Source organism: Polynucleobacter finlandensis (assembly GCF_018881755.1).
Taxonomy (GTDB): domain Bacteria; phylum Pseudomonadota; class Gammaproteobacteria; order Burkholderiales; family Burkholderiaceae; genus Polynucleobacter; species Polynucleobacter finlandensis.
The window spans coordinates 48484-65016 of sequence record NZ_JACVPS010000002.1 but is presented as its reverse complement, the minus strand read 5'-3'; the positions used below and the strand labels follow the sequence as shown (position 1 = coordinate 65016).

General features: G+C 47.5%; 17 protein-coding genes. 3 read left to right on the top strand and 14 right to left on the bottom strand.

Annotation, left to right across the window (positions count from 1 at the left end; all coding sequences use genetic code 11):
* Positions 1-27: 27 nt before the first annotated feature.
* The gene (locus ICN49_RS00945) at positions 28-1377 is read right to left on the bottom strand and encodes a GGDEF domain-containing protein (RefSeq protein WP_216164596.1); all 1350 of its coding nucleotides are present in this window, start codon (positions 1375-1377) and stop codon (positions 28-30) included.
* Positions 1378-1523: 146 nt separating this feature from the next.
* Here ICN49_RS00945 and ICN49_RS00940 point away from each other — a divergent pair, with 146 nt between their 5' ends.
* Both ICN49_RS00940 and ICN49_RS00935 read left to right on the top strand, forming a co-directional pair.
* Positions 1524-2027, top strand: a complete 504-nt coding sequence (locus ICN49_RS00940) for a hypothetical protein (RefSeq protein ID WP_216164594.1) — start codon at positions 1524-1526, stop codon at positions 2025-2027.
* Complete coding sequence (locus ICN49_RS00935) at positions 2024-2431, top strand: hypothetical protein (protein ID WP_216164591.1); 408 nt, start codon at positions 2024-2026, stop codon at positions 2429-2431. The genes ICN49_RS00940 and ICN49_RS00935 overlap by 4 nt, the downstream gene beginning before the upstream one ends.
* Before the next feature lie 62 nt (positions 2432-2493).
* On the opposite strand, the gene ICN49_RS00930 is transcribed toward ICN49_RS00935, so the two are convergent.
* Genes ICN49_RS00930 through ICN49_RS00915 form a run of 4 tightly spaced genes read right to left on the bottom strand, consistent with a single transcriptional unit; the run spans position 2494 to position 7552 of the window.
* Complete coding sequence (locus tag ICN49_RS00930; protein ID WP_216164589.1) at positions 2494-2925, bottom strand: TetR family transcriptional regulator; 432 nt, start codon at positions 2923-2925, stop codon at positions 2494-2496.
* A complete protein-coding gene (locus tag ICN49_RS00925; RefSeq protein ID WP_216164587.1) occupies positions 2903-4789 on the bottom strand; it encodes a tyrosine-type recombinase/integrase in 1887 nt (628 codons plus the stop codon). The genes ICN49_RS00930 and ICN49_RS00925 overlap by 23 nt, the downstream gene beginning before the upstream one ends.
* Positions 4782-6398: a hypothetical protein gene (locus tag ICN49_RS00920; RefSeq protein ID WP_216164584.1), complete on the bottom strand. Its 1617-nt coding sequence runs from the start codon at positions 6396-6398 to the stop codon at positions 4782-4784. The genes ICN49_RS00925 and ICN49_RS00920 overlap by 8 nt, the downstream gene beginning before the upstream one ends.
* Positions 6395-7552 (bottom strand): tyrosine-type recombinase/integrase, encoded by a 1158-nt coding sequence (locus ICN49_RS00915; RefSeq protein ID WP_369411493.1) that lies wholly within the window; start codon positions 7550-7552, stop codon positions 6395-6397. The genes ICN49_RS00920 and ICN49_RS00915 overlap by 4 nt, the downstream gene beginning before the upstream one ends.
* Before the next feature lie 149 nt (positions 7553-7701).
* On the opposite strand from ICN49_RS00915, the gene ICN49_RS00910 reads away from it, so the two are divergent.
* A complete protein-coding gene (locus ICN49_RS00910) occupies positions 7702-8484 on the top strand; it encodes an exodeoxyribonuclease III (protein WP_216164578.1) in 783 nt (260 codons plus the stop codon).
* A gap of 12 nt (positions 8485-8496) precedes the next feature.
* On the opposite strand, the gene ICN49_RS00905 is transcribed toward ICN49_RS00910, so the two are convergent.
* From ICN49_RS00905 to ICN49_RS00865, 9 genes are all read right to left on the bottom strand, one after another.
* A complete protein-coding gene (locus tag ICN49_RS00905) occupies positions 8497-9858 on the bottom strand; it encodes an AmpG family muropeptide MFS transporter (RefSeq protein WP_439650838.1) in 1362 nt (453 codons plus the stop codon).
* Positions 9830-10411 (bottom strand): methionine biosynthesis protein MetW, encoded by a 582-nt coding sequence (gene metW, locus ICN49_RS00900; RefSeq protein ID WP_216164573.1) that lies wholly within the window; start codon positions 10409-10411, stop codon positions 9830-9832. The genes ICN49_RS00905 and metW overlap by 29 nt, the downstream gene beginning before the upstream one ends.
* Positions 10408-11547 (bottom strand): homoserine O-succinyltransferase MetX, encoded by a 1140-nt coding sequence (metX, locus tag ICN49_RS00895; RefSeq protein ID WP_216164570.1) that lies wholly within the window; start codon positions 11545-11547, stop codon positions 10408-10410. Before metX ends, metW begins: the two co-directional genes overlap by 4 nt.
* The gene (gene slmA, locus ICN49_RS00890) at positions 11544-12194 is read right to left on the bottom strand and encodes a nucleoid occlusion factor SlmA (RefSeq protein ID WP_216164566.1); all 651 of its coding nucleotides are present in this window, start codon (positions 12192-12194) and stop codon (positions 11544-11546) included. Before slmA ends, metX begins: the two co-directional genes overlap by 4 nt.
* Before the next feature lie 20 nt (positions 12195-12214).
* Positions 12215-13117: an acetylglutamate kinase gene (gene argB, locus ICN49_RS00885; RefSeq protein ID WP_216164563.1), complete on the bottom strand. Its 903-nt coding sequence runs from the start codon at positions 13115-13117 to the stop codon at positions 12215-12217.
* 21 nt (positions 13118-13138) lie between these two features.
* The gene (gene dksA / locus ICN49_RS00880; protein ID WP_216165256.1) at positions 13139-13516 is read right to left on the bottom strand and encodes an RNA polymerase-binding protein DksA; all 378 of its coding nucleotides are present in this window, start codon (positions 13514-13516) and stop codon (positions 13139-13141) included.
* 210 nt (positions 13517-13726) lie between these two features.
* Positions 13727-14788, bottom strand: a complete 1062-nt coding sequence (locus ICN49_RS00875) for a CobW family GTP-binding protein (protein WP_216164560.1) — start codon at positions 14786-14788, stop codon at positions 13727-13729.
* A gap of 70 nt (positions 14789-14858) precedes the next feature.
* Positions 14859-15860, bottom strand: coding sequence for a tyrosine recombinase XerC (locus ICN49_RS00870; protein WP_216164557.1), 1002 nt, complete (start codon positions 15858-15860; stop codon positions 14859-14861).
* Positions 15841-16515: a DUF484 family protein gene (locus ICN49_RS00865; protein WP_216164554.1), complete on the bottom strand. Its 675-nt coding sequence runs from the start codon at positions 16513-16515 to the stop codon at positions 15841-15843. Before ICN49_RS00865 ends, ICN49_RS00870 begins: the two co-directional genes overlap by 20 nt.
* Positions 16516-16533 lie beyond the last annotated feature (18 nt).

Sequence of the window (16533 nt, the reverse complement as noted above, 5' to 3'; positions counted from 1 at the left end):
CAACAATGAACTGCTTGAAGTAATCAGTTATTTCTGCGCATTCGCCTCATAGAGCTGAAATCGGTTGCCCCCCGCTTTTTTGGCTTGGTACATGGCGGCATCTGCTTGTGAGAGCAATTGGCCCGGGCTTAGCTGGTTATCTGAAAACAGGGTAACTCCAATGCTGGCTGAGCATCTACATTTTCCAGAATCGTCGGACTGACATGTCTTATGTTCGACCCCTTTTAAACAAGCAGTAGCAGATAGACTTTTACATAATTTCTCTGCAGCCTTCTTGGCTTGCAAACTAGCATTCGCCCGATCATTACCCAACTCCCCAAGGATGATGGCAAACTCATCTCCACCAAGCCTTGCTAAGGTATCGGCTTCTCGAATACCATCTTTTAAGCGTTTGGCTACATCAATGAGTCTTACGTCCCCCAACTGGTGTCCATAGGTATCGTTGAGCTCCTTAAAGTGGTCTAAGTCAATAAAGAGGATTGCACCGTGCTGTTGATTACGTTGGGTTTGTAAGAGTTTTTGAGATAGGCGATCTTCAAAGAGTCGACGATTGAGTACTTTAGTTAAGGGATCATAAAAAGCTAATTGCAGCACTTCTTTTTCAGCGCTCTTGCGGGCAGTAATATCACGGATAAAAACCAGAAATTGCCCTTCACCATCCGGATGGTAAGTTGTACTGATCTCGACATCCCATAGCGTTCCATCCTTGCGGCGGTGAACTGATTCAAATTGACCGCGTCCTTCTCTAATGATTTGTTCAATATGTTGCCGATTAATAATTGGGTCTTCTTGCGCCTCTAAGTCTGCAATACGCATACTTAATAGTTCTGCTTGGCTATACCCTGACTGACGACAATAAGTATCATTGACGGCGAGGAGGCGGCCCTCATTATTGGCGTGCCAAAAGCCATCTAAGGTTGTGTCAAGGATATTATGTAATACCGTTTGATCACTGCTCATCTCCTCTTGAAGCTGTCGATGCTCAGTAACATCACGGACAATCCCAATATAGAAACTCGGCTTATCTTCAGTATCTTTTAGGGCTGAAATCAGTAGGTCATTCCAAAAGGCAGTGCCGTCTTTTCGATAATTGAGAATCTCACCAGAAAAAGAAGTGCCAACTATGCAGGCTTCTCGGATCTGATCTATGGTCTTAGGATCTGATTCGGGCCCCTGTAGAAAACGGCAATTACGGCCGACACATTCAGTCTCGCTATAGCCTGTGATCACTGTAAAAGCGGTGTTGACTGAAAGAATGACTTGGTCAGAGCCTGCCACACATACGCCCTGAGTAATAGACCTTAAGGCCTGATCCAATACTCGACGCCCCATGCTCCTTCTGGGTATGAAAGTGGGATGAGCTAAATGCGTATCCATGGCCCTTTATTCTTAAGCAAGATTGATTACAAATGAGCACGTCTCGCGTGTATAAAATAGGATTCTTACACTTGGCTTGTGGATTAGTGTTATTACCAGAAAATCCTTATACAATAAATTCATCTGATTTTTATTAGAAAGCAGCCATGACTGACGAAATCCAAAAAATCTATTCCAAGATAGTGGCGCTTGAAACCGAGGTGAGCGATTTACGTCAGGGCTACTTGCTGATTAATCGACGCTACTCCGTTGCCCTTACATCCCTAAAAGAGTTAACGTCCCATGCCTCAGAAGCGGCTAAACGGTCTGCGAGTGGCGCCCTAAAGGCAGCAGAAGCTGCCAAGTATGCGGCTACTGCGGCTACCGAAGCGGCTGCATTAGCAGTTCTGAAGGCTGCCGATGCGTCAGCCGAGGCAGCAGCGGCAGCAGCGCAATCCGCGATTGAGGCAGCAGCAGCAGCAGCAGCAGCTTCTGCAGCAGCAGCGGCGGCGGTTGCCGAACAAGCAGAAGAATCTTCTTTAATTGCTTCTGCCCAAGCAGCTGAAGCTACCAAAATTGCTGCTGATGCTGCAACGGAAGCAGTAAAAATGTCTAATCTCGCATCTGAGGCTGCTCGCTCTGCCCATCAAAAAAGAGAAAAAGGCGTATGAGTTGGCATAAGGCTTTGCAAGAATCTTTTGCATTAGCCTTAGCTAACGCTCTATTAACGCGTTATCGTGAAGTCCCTTCCGCTTCTTTTTTAGCCAAGGAATTTAATTTACGCGCCTCTCATTGCGAACCGATTACTCATGAAACAGCGCGGCGCTGGTTAAAAGGCTTGGCTATTCCTAAATTTGATAAATTACTATTGCTACGCTCTTGGTTAGATTTAGATTTAAACGCTTTGGGCTTACCGAGCTTAGAAGCGACTGTCAAAAAGAATCAATTACAAAAAGACTTGCTTGCACGCCAAGAAGCTTTTGTTGCTAGAACTCAATCGATTAAAGAAGCCTTAGAAGTGCTCATGCGTGAAGTTGAGCGTCTAGAAGCAGCACTCGAGGGTTTAGCAGCTTAGGGTCTGGGAAACGTGAAGATCACCTTATGGCCGAAAGCGGACGGCCAGACACAAAGTTCATCTCACTTCCGCCCAAATGACCCTCTGGCAACCTTGCCATCAGCTATTCCTTTGAGTATCACCATCTCCATCCTTAGCGCCTCATTCACGGATGCCAGCTTAGTGATCTCTGTCAATTGGCTGCCAACCAACTCCCTAAGCTTGCGGTTCTTCTCCCGCTCCTCTAGAAGTAGATCCGCCTTGTCATTTCGCTGCTGCCGAATGGTCTTTCCCATAATCGCCCGAACCTGTTCGGCAAAATCAGGGTAGCGATTATTGATCAAGGGAGGAGAAACGTTGGCCTCTTCCGCGACAGCCTTGAGCGTTACCTTGCCACGGCGTTGCACGCGACTAAGGGCTAGGTTTAACTGGTGTAGCGTGGCATCTCTATCCCGCCTCCTCGGAGCATCGGCAACCTCTACGGCTGGATCTTTAGAGGGTGTTGGCTTGGGCATTTTTTTCTCCGTTATCTGGCATTGCTCCTGCATCTTTCAAAATTTTGACGGTTTGCGCCAGATCTCGCTCAATCCTTTTAACTGCTCCTGGTCCTAACTCTGCTGCTAGCGGCAGTAACTCTTTTTGGTGTCGATACGCCTCCTGCCAGATGTCGATGAATCGACTATCGATTACTCCATTGCTGCATCCACCGCAATTACCCTTTTCGTAAATCCCCGACCCGCCACAACCTTCATCTTGCGCTAGGCACCAAGAATGGCCCGTTGATCGGATGCTGATGCGACTTGAGGTCTCGGTGATCAGCTCCTTGCGTCCTTCAAAGTCATGAGCACGCATTTCCTTAATTTTAAGACCAGCGCCGCCAGCCAATGGTTCATCTTTCTCCAACCACTGGGCAACAATCTCAACTTTATAACTCATTAGTTCGGTCAAAATATCGTCGTAAAGAGCGGAATCCTGGTATGGATTAGAACAATAGAGTTGCGTCATATCGATGGAGCAATGCTTAAACTGCTCTTTGATAAAAAGCATATCGCCCAATCGATGTCGCGCAAAAGTATAGGCATAAAGCCTACGCATTTGATGGGGACTCAGACTCCAATCTGTCCCAGCATCTAAGGCGAATTTTTTAAAAATACTTGCCCAGTACAACCCTGATATCGGCACACAATTATTAGCACCGCCGTTCCCCAAAAAAAGCTTTTTAGTATTTCTACGGGCCGTGACGAGCCATTGCAACTCTTTGTTGGTGCACTTTCCAGTTTTGCGCTCCATCACAGCAATCTGCTCAGCCAGTTGAGCACGGTGGGGCTGCGACCAACGCTCTAGTATGCGCAAGATATTGAGTCCCATTGAGGGCATTAAGTAATCCACGCGGCGACCCCCCGTGGTCTTATGCTCAACACTGGTAACCCAATTGAAGGTAATTTCATTCCTGATCTCTACTCGCCCCGCATCAATCTCAATGCTTGATAACTCGGAAGATCGCATACCCGTCAACACCCCCATCAGGTAGAAGCACGCATTACGAATCTTTGTAAGCTCCGAATTTTGAAATACTGGGCGATCCCCTCGATCCCGCTCATCTAGCACCATGTCCGCACGACTCAGGATATCCTCTGCATACAAAAAAAGACGCTGCGCTACCTCAACAGGCATTAGTGGCGTCAAACCCACCTTGCGTTCACTCTCCCTATTTTTTCCAGTCCTACCCGCCATATCCTGCGCACTCGAATCTGGCCAGGGATGGACTTGTAATGCTCCATCGTGCTGAGAGCGAAACAGATAGAGCAGTTCTATCGCCGCGAATTGCTGTGCCAGCCTGCTAGACGCAAGTCCTGATTTTTTCTGCTCATGGACAAAGTTAGCAATGTGAAGCGTCCCCATATCTGCCAATGTTTTCAGCTTAATTTTTTCTGCAAAACGGCAAAACGTTTTGAGGCTATAGAGTGTCTCTGTAAGACGAGCTACACTCGGCGGCCTCCATCCTGAACGCCCCACCCTCATGTAGTGATAGAGCACGTTTTGGCAGGCTTCACGGTAGGCGACCGGGATTCCCCCCCAGTTCAAACGCTTTCCGGTTGCTGACAAATTGGGCCTATCTACAAAAGGCCACATCTCCCAAACCATATCCTTAACGCGGGAAAGCACCACCGTATCACCATCATCATCAAATACGGCACTGATTACAACATTACCCCGATCTTCAGAAGATAAACCTGCCAGACTTACAGCCTGGTTTGCCAATAGTTCGTAGGCCTTGCGATTGTCGACGTGCTTCCTTGTTGCTGAAGCTACTGCGGGTACAGCAATCTCTCTTTCTGCACCCGCAGTCCCGGCTAGAACGCTATTACTTTTAGCCATTAACTTCCCCTAAACCCCTTAAAGTGAAGGAAGCCCAAAATTTAAGTGGATTAATTTTCGCGCTTTCTTTGGCTTTAACAATTAAGTCTATGTCGAACTTATCCTCCGTAAAACGATCTATCAGGTTCATTGTGTGGCGGAATTCTGAGCGCCAATCCTGCGTTCTTGCATGATTCATTTCTCGCTCCAAAAACCAATAAAAGCTAAAGAGTCGATGCAGATCTTCTGGGGATCCAACGATGGCATAGCTTTTGCAGCTAAAGCATGAAAAAAAATCATCGCACGGCTCCCCGTTCTTGGGAGCCTTATCACCATCATAGGGATCTTTGCAGCGCCCAGTTGGCGACTTTCCAGGTAGGTTGGGGATGACTGTTTTCATAGCATCGCCGGATCGATACATCAAGGGAAGTGCCTCCCCAACGAAGGTGGCGTTTTCTCGCATCTTCTGAGTACAAGCCAAATAATGGATCTCAGCAGTTTTAGGACCGTGCCCCATAAGCGCGGCCGTGGCAATCAAATCCCCACCCGAGAGAGACCATAAGCGCATTTCAAGCGTCTTGCGTAAGCGAGATAAATTTAAAAGCAAAGGCTGACCGTCGTCCCCCCTCAAACTCTGGCGCTTGATTAAAGCGGCGATGCCATTCGCTAATGTGGCGCCAGTCAGTGAAGCAATCTTGCTGCCAGTCGAGCCTTGCGAAGATTTGTATAACCACACTCGATCTTGATATTCAGACTTAGCTTTGGCAACTAGCGCCTCGGACGTTTGCAACGCCTTATGCAACAGTGCTACCCCGTCCATTGGAACTGAAACATTGCTTACATAAGAGTCTGAGTAGCGCAATTGTGAGACTTTAGTGCCATTACCGCGACGCTTGAATAGCTCTATCACCTTCATGTTTGGCATAAAAGGGTGATCATGTAGGCACTTCCGTGAAGCCTCAAGAAGAGGCGCAGTATTAGCTCCAGTACGAATCGCTATTGACAATAGATACACCACCATAGCCTCACTGTTGGTACCCATAAACGCACCCTTATGAATGGCAATGATATCGGCTACGAGTGCCTTGACTAAGCCTTGTCGCTCCTTTTGAGACAATGGTTTAGCGCCCTTGCTTTCTTTGTTGCTATTAGGAAAGGGGTTGGATGGAAAAAGGTTCTCGTGATTCGGCACAACTGCACGTCGTCCCATCGCGGTAAGGATAGATTTTGTATGGGTATACTTGCTTTTCTGCGTGCGATAGGCCCAATTTTTGTGATCCTTAATCCAGCCGATATAGCTTAGGATGTGTAGTGGCTTCAAATCCCAAGGATCAACGGCGCCACCTGATTCTATGATGTACTCGAAAAAGAATTGCAGACCTCCTCGCCAGTAACTAATGATGGTAACTAAAGTTACAGCCTTACTTGCAAGGAGCGCGCGCAATTGTCCCGCGCCAGCCCATACCCATGCATCGATTCCCCTATCAAGCCAAGGAGTCAGATCAATAGATCGAACGCTCGAAGGATTTTCTGGAAAAGCAATAATTAGGCTATTAGTATCGATTAATTCAGGCGCTTCAACAGTAACCTGAATGGGTACTGGAGCACTAAACACTTTCTTTTGCTTCACAAAGATCTCACCTCTAATGCTTGCGCAAATAATTGATCAATTTCATCTTCGTGTGCCAGAACCAGCTGCCCTTCGAGTGAATTAATTAGGTGCAAATAAATGGTGGTAGTGCTGACATTGGCATGACCCATGCGGTCACGAACATATAGCAGGGGCTCCCCTTCAAACGTGGTACTTTTTCGTAGGCTCCATAACAGAAAGGTGGCATAGCTATGACGCAACATGTGGGCGGTTACACGAAAGCCAACCCGCCTGGAAAGAACCCTAAATAAGCTGGTGATTGCATCCTTTTGGTAAGGGGTACCGCCCTCCGTAAGAAAGAGATTGGGGAGCTCTTTGGCATCAGTATTGTTGTTAGCTCGGCCCTGCCTACGTCGCACGGAATAATCCCAAAGTTTCTCCATCAAGTCATAAGGAATATCAATATCTCGCGGTTTACTGTTTTTTATATCCATATCTTTTGGGTCTAAATACAAGCGCAACTTTTGTCCAGGGGTCAGATCCTTGCGCCGCTCGGGATCAAAAACATATGAATCAGGGAAGGTGCGGCACTCGACTTGACGTAAACCAGTTCTAACCATTAACTCGAACATCAGTTGGTGCGTCCGATTACTCAAAGCCTGATGACACACCACAATCTGCTCTTTGGTCAGGATGCGAATGGTTTGCTGTGTTTGCTTGAGTAGAACTTCTGGGCTGGAAATCGTACTATTAGAGGTATCAACGTGAGCCAAGAATCCAGGCTGGCGACTTGTCTGGATTTGCACAAAATCAAAAGGCAATTTGTCGATGAAACCTTTTTTGAAGGCCCACTCATAAAAACGTACAACTACACGCAAACGCTGATTGATAGTACTAGCTTGTAGTTTTAATGTACCCCGTGACCAGTCACGCCAAGCCATGATCGGGCTCGGCATTCCCGGCAGCGGGGATTGCCTCCAATCGTAGTCATTTGCTAGCAAAAAGCTGAAGAAATCATACATTGCCCTCCCATAACTTTCCCATGTCAGCAAGCTAGAGATGCGTCCTGATTTACCCAGTACATCCCACAACCAATCTTGTGCCGGCTGAAGTTCGCCACCATCATCATTAATTAGAAGCGGGAACCCTTCAAAGCATCGCCCCTGAACTACGAGGTTTTTATCAGCCAGCACTAGTCTCAAAGCTTGTCCCCGCATTTAATCCAGATTGAACGGATGCAAAATTTGCTCCTCGACCCCAAGTAGCATGTATATTTGTCTAGTGTATTGATATTATTTAATATATCAAGTAAATATTTAAACATCTCTGTTCATAGGACTACATGTTACGCATCATTTCCGCCAACCTCAACGGTATCCGTTCCGCAGTCAAAAAAGGCTTTCTGCCATGGGCTGTAAAGCAAAAGGCAGATTTCATCTGTATGCAGGAGCTCAAGGCCCAGCGAGATGATTTGGAAGATGCCATTCTCAATCCTGACGGCTTACAGGGCTACTTTCATCATGCCGAAAAAAAGGGTTATAGCGGTTGCGGCATCTACACGCCCCACAAACCCGATGACGTGCTCTATGGGTACGGTAATGAGGAGTTTGATGCTGAAGGTCGGTATGTGGAAGCACGCTTTAAACAGCTCTCGGTGATATCGGTTTATATGCCATCTGGGTCAAGCTCTCCAGAAAGACAAGAGGCTAAATATCGCTATCTCGACAGTTTCTTGCCTCACCTCATTCAGCTCAAAAAGTCGGGTCGAGAAATCGTCCTCTGCGGTGATGTCAACATTGCCCATCATGAGATCGATCTGAAGAACTGGAAGGGCAATGTGAAGAACTCAGGATTTTTACCGGAAGAGCGTGCATGGCTAACTAATCTGTTCGGCAAAGTTGGCTACGTAGATGTCTATCGCAAGATTGAGCCTGAGGCCGGTGAGGCTTGCTATACATGGTGGAGTAACCGTGGCCAAGCCTATGCCAAGAATGTGGGTTGGCGTATTGACTATCAGATTGCTACGCCAGGAATCGCCAACAGCGCTCAGAATACTTCTGTCTACAAGGCTGAGCGCTTCTCCGATCACGCGCCCTTAGTTGTGGATTATGACTGGTCGATCTAAAGGGGCTTGAGCTTACTGCTGATGGGAGACTTGGGTATCGTGCTTTTTAAATTCGACGATATGCAAGCGAATAGCCAACCAAATCAGGACCAGCACTGGCGCGCCAATAATGGCGGTGCCATAAAAGAACACTTGGTAACCAAAGGCGTCAACAAAAGCCCCCGAGAATCCAGCCAACCATTTAGGCAAGAGCAGCATCATTGAGCTAAATAAAGCGTACTGCGTTGCTGAATAACGAATATTGGTTAAGGACGACAGGAAGGCAATAAATGCGGCACTGGCAATTCCAGAGCTTAAATTATCTGCTGAGATCACCCAAATCAAGCCATGCAAATCATGCCCCTGAGTTGCCAGCCAGGCAAACAATACATTGCTTAGTGCTGACAAAATAGCGCCTAAGAACAAGATGCGCATCACACCAAATCGCATCGTTAAAACACCGCCTACAAAAGCGCCTACCAAAGTCATGATGACGCCGAATACCTTACTCACAGCAGCGACCTCGTCTTTGGTGTAACCCATATCCACATAAAAAGGGTTAGCCATGATTCCCATCACGACATCACTAATGCGATAGATTGCAATCAACGCCAAAATAATGACTGCGTGCCAACCATAACGGCAAATAAATTCAGCAAACGGCTCAACCAATGTTTGATGAAGCCATTCCTTGGCATTGCGCACTTTGGCAAGCTGGACTTTGACAGGCTCTTGACTCAATAAGGTGGTGATGACTCCAATGCCAATAGAGACTGCCATACAAAGATAAGCAAAGTGCCAAGCATCCACATCATAAGAACCGGACCCAGTCTCAACGCGGGCTGCCAACCATAAAACGCCAGCACCAGACCAAATCAAAGCAAGCCGATAACCCGTTTGATAAGTGGCCGATAAAGCTGCTTGGCGATCGCTATCTGCCGACTCAATCCGAAAAGCATCTAGGGCAATATCTTGAGTGGCAGAACCAAAGGCAACTAGCAAGGCGCACCATACGATTTGATTGAGCGCTACCTTAGGATCAACACTTGCCATGCCAAGGAGACCAATAACAATTAAGGCTTGTGCAAAGAGCAGCCAACTACGCCTTCTACCAAGCACTCTGGTCAAAATGGGGATGGGCAATCTATCTACCAAAGGCGCCCAAACCCACTTAAAGGCGTAGATCAGACCAACCCAAGTTAAGTAGCCAATAGTGCTGCGGTCAATGCCAGCTTCCCTCAGCCAGAAGCTGAGTGTTCCGAGAATGAGTAAGAGAGGCAAGCCAGCGGAGAAGCCTAAGAAAAGCATTCTCAGGCAAGGCCATTCCAGGTAAACCCGAAAATCTTTTAGCCAGGACTGAATGCCACTAAGCACGTCGAACGCGGAACAAAGCAAGGCTGCCAAACAAATTGGGCAGCAAGGTCACTTCTCTACCTTCATGCAAGATGCAGCGATCCACTATTTTTAATCCGAGAGTAGAGGCTAGCCTTTCAAAGTCAGCCACTGTCAGTACGCGCACATTAGGCGTGTTGTACCACTGGTATGGAAGACTCTTAGACACCGGCATATGGCCCATACCCACTGCCAAGCGATGGGACCAGTGACCAAAGTTCGGAAAAGATACAACGGATTCTTTGCCAACGCGAACTACTTCACGCAAGATTTTTTCGGTTTGATGAATCGTTTGCAGCGTCTGAGACAAGACAACCGTATCAAAACTATTATTCTCAAAAAGGGCTAAGCCCCCTTCAAGATTTTGCTGGATGACATTTAAGCCTTTTTGCACGCAAGAGAGAACACGCGCATCGTCAATCTCTACGCCGTAAGAATGTACCGGCTTTTGCTTTTGCAAAAACTCTAAAAAGCTACCGTCTCCACAGCCCAAGTCCAAAACTTGACTATTGGGAGCGATCCATTTAGCAATGGCTACAAAATCTGCGCGCTTCATTTAAGGGCCTCACGCATTTTTCCAAAATAAGCGCGAATAAGATTGTGATACCGAGGATCATCTAGTAAGAACGCATCATGCCCATGAGGAGCATCAATCTCTGCATAACTCACTTCACTCTTATTGCTGAGCAAAGACTCAACCATTTCGCGACTGCGGTTTGGCGGGAAACGCCAATCCGTTGAAAAGCTCACCACTAAAAACTTTGCTTGTACTTCTGCAAGGGCACGGTTCAGACTGCCCTCATAACGACGCGAAGGATCAAAGTAATCAAGTGCACGAGTAATTAAGAGGTAAGTATTGGCATCAAAGTAAGTGGAGAACTTATCCCCTTGATGGCGTAAATAACTTTCAACCTCAAACTCGACATCAAAGCTAAAACGATAGTCGTTGGATTCACCATTGGGACGTTGTAATTCACGGCCAAACTTTTCAGCCATGTCGTCATCAGACAAATAAGTGATATGGCCAACCATACGTGCCAATCGTAAGCCACGCTTGGGGACAACGCCATGTTCGTAGTAGTTGCCACCATGAAAATCAGGGTCAGACAAAATAGCGTTACGAGCCACTTCATTAAAAGCAATATTCTGCGCACTCAATTTCGGGGTCGAGGCAATGACAACGCAGTGATCTAAACGTTTTGGAAACTGAATCGACCAGGCCATGGCTTGCATACCGCCAAGGCTTCCGCCCATCACTGCAGCAAATTTACGAATACCCAATTTGTCAGCCAGGCGCGCTTGGGTATTCACCCAATCTTCTACAGTCACCACGGGGAAATTTGCCCCATAAGGTTTGCCAGTTTCCGCATGAATGCTCATTGGCCCCGTAGAGCCAAAGCATGAGCCTAAATTATTGACGCCAATGACGAAGAAATGATCGGTATCGACAGGCTTACCTGGACCAATCATGTTGTCCCACCAACCAATGTCTTCAGGGTCTTCAGGTGCAGGGCCCGCTACATGATGAGAGGCGTTAAGCGCATGGCAAATCAGCACTGCATTACTTTTATCGGCATTTAACTTGCCGTAAGTTTCAATAACTAGGTCGTAGCCGGATAACATGGCGCCACTTTGCAAAGGCAAGGGCTCGGCAAAATGGATAGTATTTCTAGAGAGGTGTAGCTCGCTCATTCGGAGAGAAGAATGCGAAGACTAATATCAGATGCTTCGGTTGGTAGCTTCTTAAAGCCACTACGAGCAAAGCGATGCCAGCGACCCAAAACAAAACTCATCAACATAGCCGCACGAATGCTAATCTCATCTTGACCCGCCTGCCCCCACGTACTACCTTGGGATTGGGCAATTCGCAAGGCCTGCTTTAACGAGGCCTCAACGCGATCTAGCACTTGAGTAATGCGCTCTTGCAGGCGATCATCTTCTTGCAACAAAGCATCACCTAAAAGAACTCTAGTCATACCAGGATTTTTCTCGGCAAAGAAGAGTAGCATCTGCAAAATGCCGCGCACCTGCGCAAGGCCTGACTCTTCTTTTTGATTGATTTGATTGATCAAACCAAAAACCGTCTGCTCAATAAAGGCAATTAAGCCCTCAAACATTTGGGCTTTACTAGCAAAGTGTCGATAAAGCGCCGCCTCAGAAACCTGAATCTTGGCTGCCAACGCTGCAGTGGTTACGCGCTCACCTTTAGGGTTTTGCAACATCTCCGCAAGCACTTGCAGAATTTGTAAGCGACGCTCTCCTGGACGTGGACGCTTGCGTGTCTTGCCAGCCTCAGCGGCACTACTTTCAATTTCTGAAGGCTCTAAAGAATCACGCATAGTTATCACTTATCCATAGCTCATCTAGAACGAATCATCGTTCCAAAAGCTTGCTCAGTCAGAATTTCTAATAATAAAGAGTGTTCAATACGGCCATCAATAATGTGCACTGAGTTCACACCACTCTTCGCAGCGTCTAAGGCCGAGGAAATCTTAGGCAACATACCACCAGAGATAGTTCCATCAGCAAATAAATCATCGATCTCTCGAGCAGTTAAATCGGTCAAGAGCGTGCCATTTTTATCCATGACGCCTGGAATATTGGTCATCATCACCAATTTCTCAGCATGCAGAATTTCAGCCATCTTGCCAGCAACCAAGTCAGCATTGATGTTGTATGCCTGACCTTCAGCACTAAAGCCAATAGGAGAAATCACCGGAATAAACGCATCATCTTGCAGGGCCTTTACAACCGCAGGATTAATGGCCTCGATCTCACCGACAAAACCGATATCTATTTTTTTTCCTGGATTTTTTTCATCGGGGATCATCATTTTTCTGGCATGAATCAAGCCACCATCTTTACCAGTCAAGCCAACTGCCTGTCCGCCAAAGTGATTAATCAACATAACAATATCTTGTTGCACCTCGCCACCAAGAACCCACTCGACTACTTCCATGGTTTCATCATCGGTAACGCGCATACCCTGAATAAACGTTCCGGTCTTGCCGATCTTCTTCAGCGCTTCATCAATTTGTGGGCCACCGCCGTGCACTACGACGGGGTTCATACCAACCAATTTGAGCAAAATGACATCGCGCGCAAAACTTTCTTTGAGGCGCTCCTCCACCATGGCATTTCCGCCGTACTTAATCACAATGGTCTTGCCGTGATATTGGCGGATATAAGGCAAAGCCTCGGCCAAGATTTCCGCCTTTAATAAAGGTGGAATATCAGCAAGGGTTGGTAGGTGCTTAGTCATTGCAGCCGAAGTATTAAAAGGTTATTCGCCAAACAACTTTTGACGGAGTTCACGACGCTCTTGTGCTTCAAGGGAAAGATTAGCCGTCGGTCTTGCTATCAAACGGGATAAGCCAATTGGCTCGCCAGTCTCTTCGCACCAACCGTAATCAGCAGTCTCAATCCGCGCCAAAGCCTGCTCTACTTTTTTCAGCAACTTGCGTTCACGATCGCGGGTGCGTAATTCAAGCGCATGCTCTTCTTCAATCGTTGCACGATCCGCCGGATCCGGAACCAAAATGTTTTCACGAAGATGCTCAGTAGTTTCTGATGCATTCTTCAAGATGTCCTCTTTGAGGGTCAATAATTTTTGACGGAAAAAATCTAACTGGGCTGCATTCATGTAGTCCTTGTCAGCCATTTTGAGCAGTTCAGCTTCAGTTAAAGGTGCACCCTTTGGAGCTTTGCTACTTGCAGTCTTACTAACTTTTGGAGCCGCTGCAGTTTTTGTTGCTGTTTTTACCGTCATCTCATTCTTTCCATGGGTTTGAAGCATTATTGCCTCATTCTGCCAAAGTTTTACGACCTTTTATCAATATTGACCGTGGCGGCAGATTGTATCCGAACCCGCCTAAGCCAAACACCCCTCGAGCCCTGCTAATAGGGTGTCCTTAGGCAAGTCAATGCCAATAAACACCATACGGGTTTGCTTGGGCTCAGCCCCCCACGGACCAGCTAAATCGCTGCCCATCATCTGATGAACCCCCTGAAATACCACTTTTCGGTTACTTCCCTTCACATAAAGCACGCCTTTATAGCGCAACATCTTCTCGCCAAAAACCTCCAAAATGCCGCCCAAAAAGTCTTCAAGCTTTTTGTGATCAAAGGGTTTATCACTACGAAATACAAAGGATTGGATGCGGTCTGTATGCCCTGCATGACCATGATGATCATGGCTGTGGTCGTGGCCGCAGTTGCTGTGATCATGGTGATCGTGGCTGTGGTCGTGACCACAATCACTATGGTCATGGTCCTCTTGCTCCAAGAAATGCGGGTCAATGTCCAATTTGGCGTTCAAATTAAAGCCCTTGAGGTCTAAAACCGCCTCAAGCGGAACTACCCCCTTAGAAATCCCGGAAATAGGCGCACGGGGGTTCATATGCATTAAGCGGGCACGCAAGGCATCAACCTCAGCAGGCGTTACCAGATCGGTCTTAGTAATAAAGATTTGATCAGCAAAGCCTACCTGGCGCTGAGCCTCCTCATGTTCGCTGAGCTGCTGCTGCCCATGCTTAGCATCCACCAGAGTCACTACGGCATCCAACACATAGTGATCCGCTACATCGTCATCCATAAAGAAGGTCTGGGCGACTGGGCCAGGATTGGCGACTCCAGTGGTCTCAATCACGACACGCTCAAAGCTAATTTTCTTATCCTTGCGTTGCTCCCAAAGCTCATTGAGGGCGTCCACCAGATCGCCACGAATCGTGCAGCAAATACAGCCATTACTCATCTGCACAATGTTTTCTTGATTGTCTTGAACCAAGATGTCGTTATCGATGTTCTCTTCGCCGAACTCGTTTTCGATCACAGCAATTTTTTTGCCATGTTGTTCGGTGAGAATGTGCTTGAGGAGGGTAGTTTTGCCGCTACCCAAAAAGCCCGTGAGAATCGTTACTGGAATTAATGCCATCGTCAGTCCATTCAAAATCTAGTGGTGAATCATTCCCCGTTGGAGGAAACCTTGTATCTTACCGAGTTCCTCAGCCTTTACCAGCCTTTGCTCGAGGATGTGCTTTGTCATATGCCTGAGCAAGATGCTGGAAATCTAAGGAAGTATAAATTTGGGTACTAGCAATACTGGCATGCCCCAGCATCTCTTGCACCGCACGTAAGTCCTGTGAGGATTGCAGTACGTGGCTTGCAAAGCTATGACGCATCATGTGAGGGTGCACATGGGTTGGCAAACCAGCGCGCATCGCTAGGGTACGTAAACGCGCTTGAACGGTACGAGGGGATAAGCGAGCGCCAGTGGCAGAAATAAACAAGGCGGAAGATTGTTGAGCGTACTCAGCGCTATCCCGGAGCCCTCGCCAGGCCTGCAATGATTTCATGGCAGGTGAGCCAACAGGAACAGAGCGGCGCTTTCCACCCTTACCTAAAACAGTGACCTCGGCTGCATCCCAATCTAGCCAACCCGCAGACTCATGTTGGCGATCTTTGCTTTGCATCACGTCAATGCCCAAGAGCTCCGAAAGACGTAAGCCAGAGGAATACAGCAGATCCACAATCGCAGCATCCCGAATGGACTCCAGATCTTTCTTTTCCTCCGCCTCTTGCACCACTTGATTAACCAATGCCAAAGCCTGTTCTACCGAAAGTGCTTTAGGCAAGGACTTCAAGCGCTTAGGTGCTTTGACATCGTCCACTGGATTGGCGCTCAATTTGACGCGTGCCCTGCCCGTCTGCGCATCTCTGCGCGCCGCTTTCTCGGTGATCCAGTCATACCAACCGCGCCAGGCAGAAAGACCTCGGGCAATCGTTCTAGATGACTTCCCTTTGGCATGCCATCTACCAGCCCAGCGACGCACATGCGCATTGCTGACCTTTAAGAGCTCAACAGAATCATCTGCGGCAAAAAGTTGTAACTCCATTAAATCTGTCCGATACGCCTTGAGCGTATGCGGCGATAACTGACGCAATACATGAAGCTCATGCAGATATTCCTGCACAAGCGGATGTAGTTCAGTCGGCTGTGACTTCATAAGCTTGGACGCGATCCAAAGCTGCAGCAGTTAGTTCAGCGATTTGACGCAAATAGAAGGCACCCATGTCAGCGGTAAAACGTGATTCATCTTTGCTTGCCAACAACAGCACGGCTGGAGCTTGATTGCTTGATCCGCCTTTACCCAAAGGCAGCCCAATTGCCACCATGCTTTGCCATTCAGGATCGATGGTCGTTTGAGTAGCCAACAAATCCACGCTAGCGGCTGCAAGCTCTTTCGCAGATCCACATAATGGAGTATCAATCCAAGGACCAAACGCATTGTTTGGCGACAGAATTTGTGCTGCATCCACTTCAAATACCTCTGCTAAGCCATGGGTCACAGCAGCCTCTACATCAGCCTTATTGTTAGCGCGCATTAAGCGCAACAACCATGCAACTAAGCCTTGCTGTGTTTTGTCATTGCGACTTCCAAAATGAAGCATCTCACTGAGACGACGATTCAGTTCCTGATTTTGTGTGCGCAAGATGGTCATTTGACGCTCTTGCAATGAGATCGCGCGATCTTCATGGGGATGCTTCAAACGAATGTCGTTTAACAGATTGGCGTAACGCTCAAAGAAGCCTGGGGTCGCTCGTAACCACTCAGCCACCAACTCTTCTTGTTCTGCTTGCTGCGGATCAATTGCGCTCATCTATTTCTTTCTCAATGT

Excerpts from the sequence above, each read along its gene's own strand:
- metX (WP_216164570.1), bottom strand. The coding sequence starts at position 11,547 with ATGAGCGAGCTACACCTCTCTAGAAATACTATCCATTTTGCCGAGCCC.
- ICN49_RS00875 (WP_216164560.1), bottom strand. The coding sequence starts at position 14,788 with ATGGCATTAATTCCAGTAACGATTCTCACGGGCTTTTTGGGTAGCGGC.
- ICN49_RS00935 (WP_216164591.1), top strand. The coding sequence starts at position 2,024 with ATGAGTTGGCATAAGGCTTTGCAAGAATCTTTTGCATTAGCCTTAGCT.
- ICN49_RS00870 (WP_216164557.1), bottom strand. The coding sequence starts at position 15,860 with ATGAAGTCACAGCCGACTGAACTACATCCGCTTGTGCAGGAATATCTG.
- ICN49_RS00910 (WP_216164578.1), top strand. The coding sequence starts at position 7,702 with ATGTTACGCATCATTTCCGCCAACCTCAACGGTATCCGTTCCGCAGTC.
- ICN49_RS00940 (WP_216164594.1), top strand. The coding sequence starts at position 1,524 with ATGACTGACGAAATCCAAAAAATCTATTCCAAGATAGTGGCGCTTGAA.
- argB (WP_216164563.1), bottom strand. The coding sequence starts at position 13,117 with ATGACTAAGCACCTACCAACCCTTGCTGATATTCCACCTTTATTAAAG.
- slmA (WP_216164566.1), bottom strand. The coding sequence starts at position 12,194 with ATGCGTGATTCTTTAGAGCCTTCAGAAATTGAAAGTAGTGCCGCTGAG.
- ICN49_RS00945 (WP_216164596.1), bottom strand. The coding sequence starts at position 1,377 with ATGGATACGCATTTAGCTCATCCCACTTTCATACCCAGAAGGAGCATG.
- dksA (WP_216165256.1), bottom strand. The coding sequence starts at position 13,516 with ATGGCTGACAAGGACTACATGAATGCAGCCCAGTTAGATTTTTTCCGT.
- metW (WP_216164573.1), bottom strand. The coding sequence starts at position 10,411 with ATGAAGCGCGCAGATTTTGTAGCCATTGCTAAATGGATCGCTCCCAAT.
- ICN49_RS00930 (WP_216164589.1), bottom strand. The coding sequence starts at position 2,925 with ATGCCCAAGCCAACACCCTCTAAAGATCCAGCCGTAGAGGTTGCCGAT.
- ICN49_RS00865 (WP_216164554.1), bottom strand. The coding sequence starts at position 16,515 with ATGAGCGCAATTGATCCGCAGCAAGCAGAACAAGAAGAGTTGGTGGCT.
- ICN49_RS00925 (WP_216164587.1), bottom strand. The coding sequence starts at position 4,789 with ATGGCTAAAAGTAATAGCGTTCTAGCCGGGACTGCGGGTGCAGAAAGA.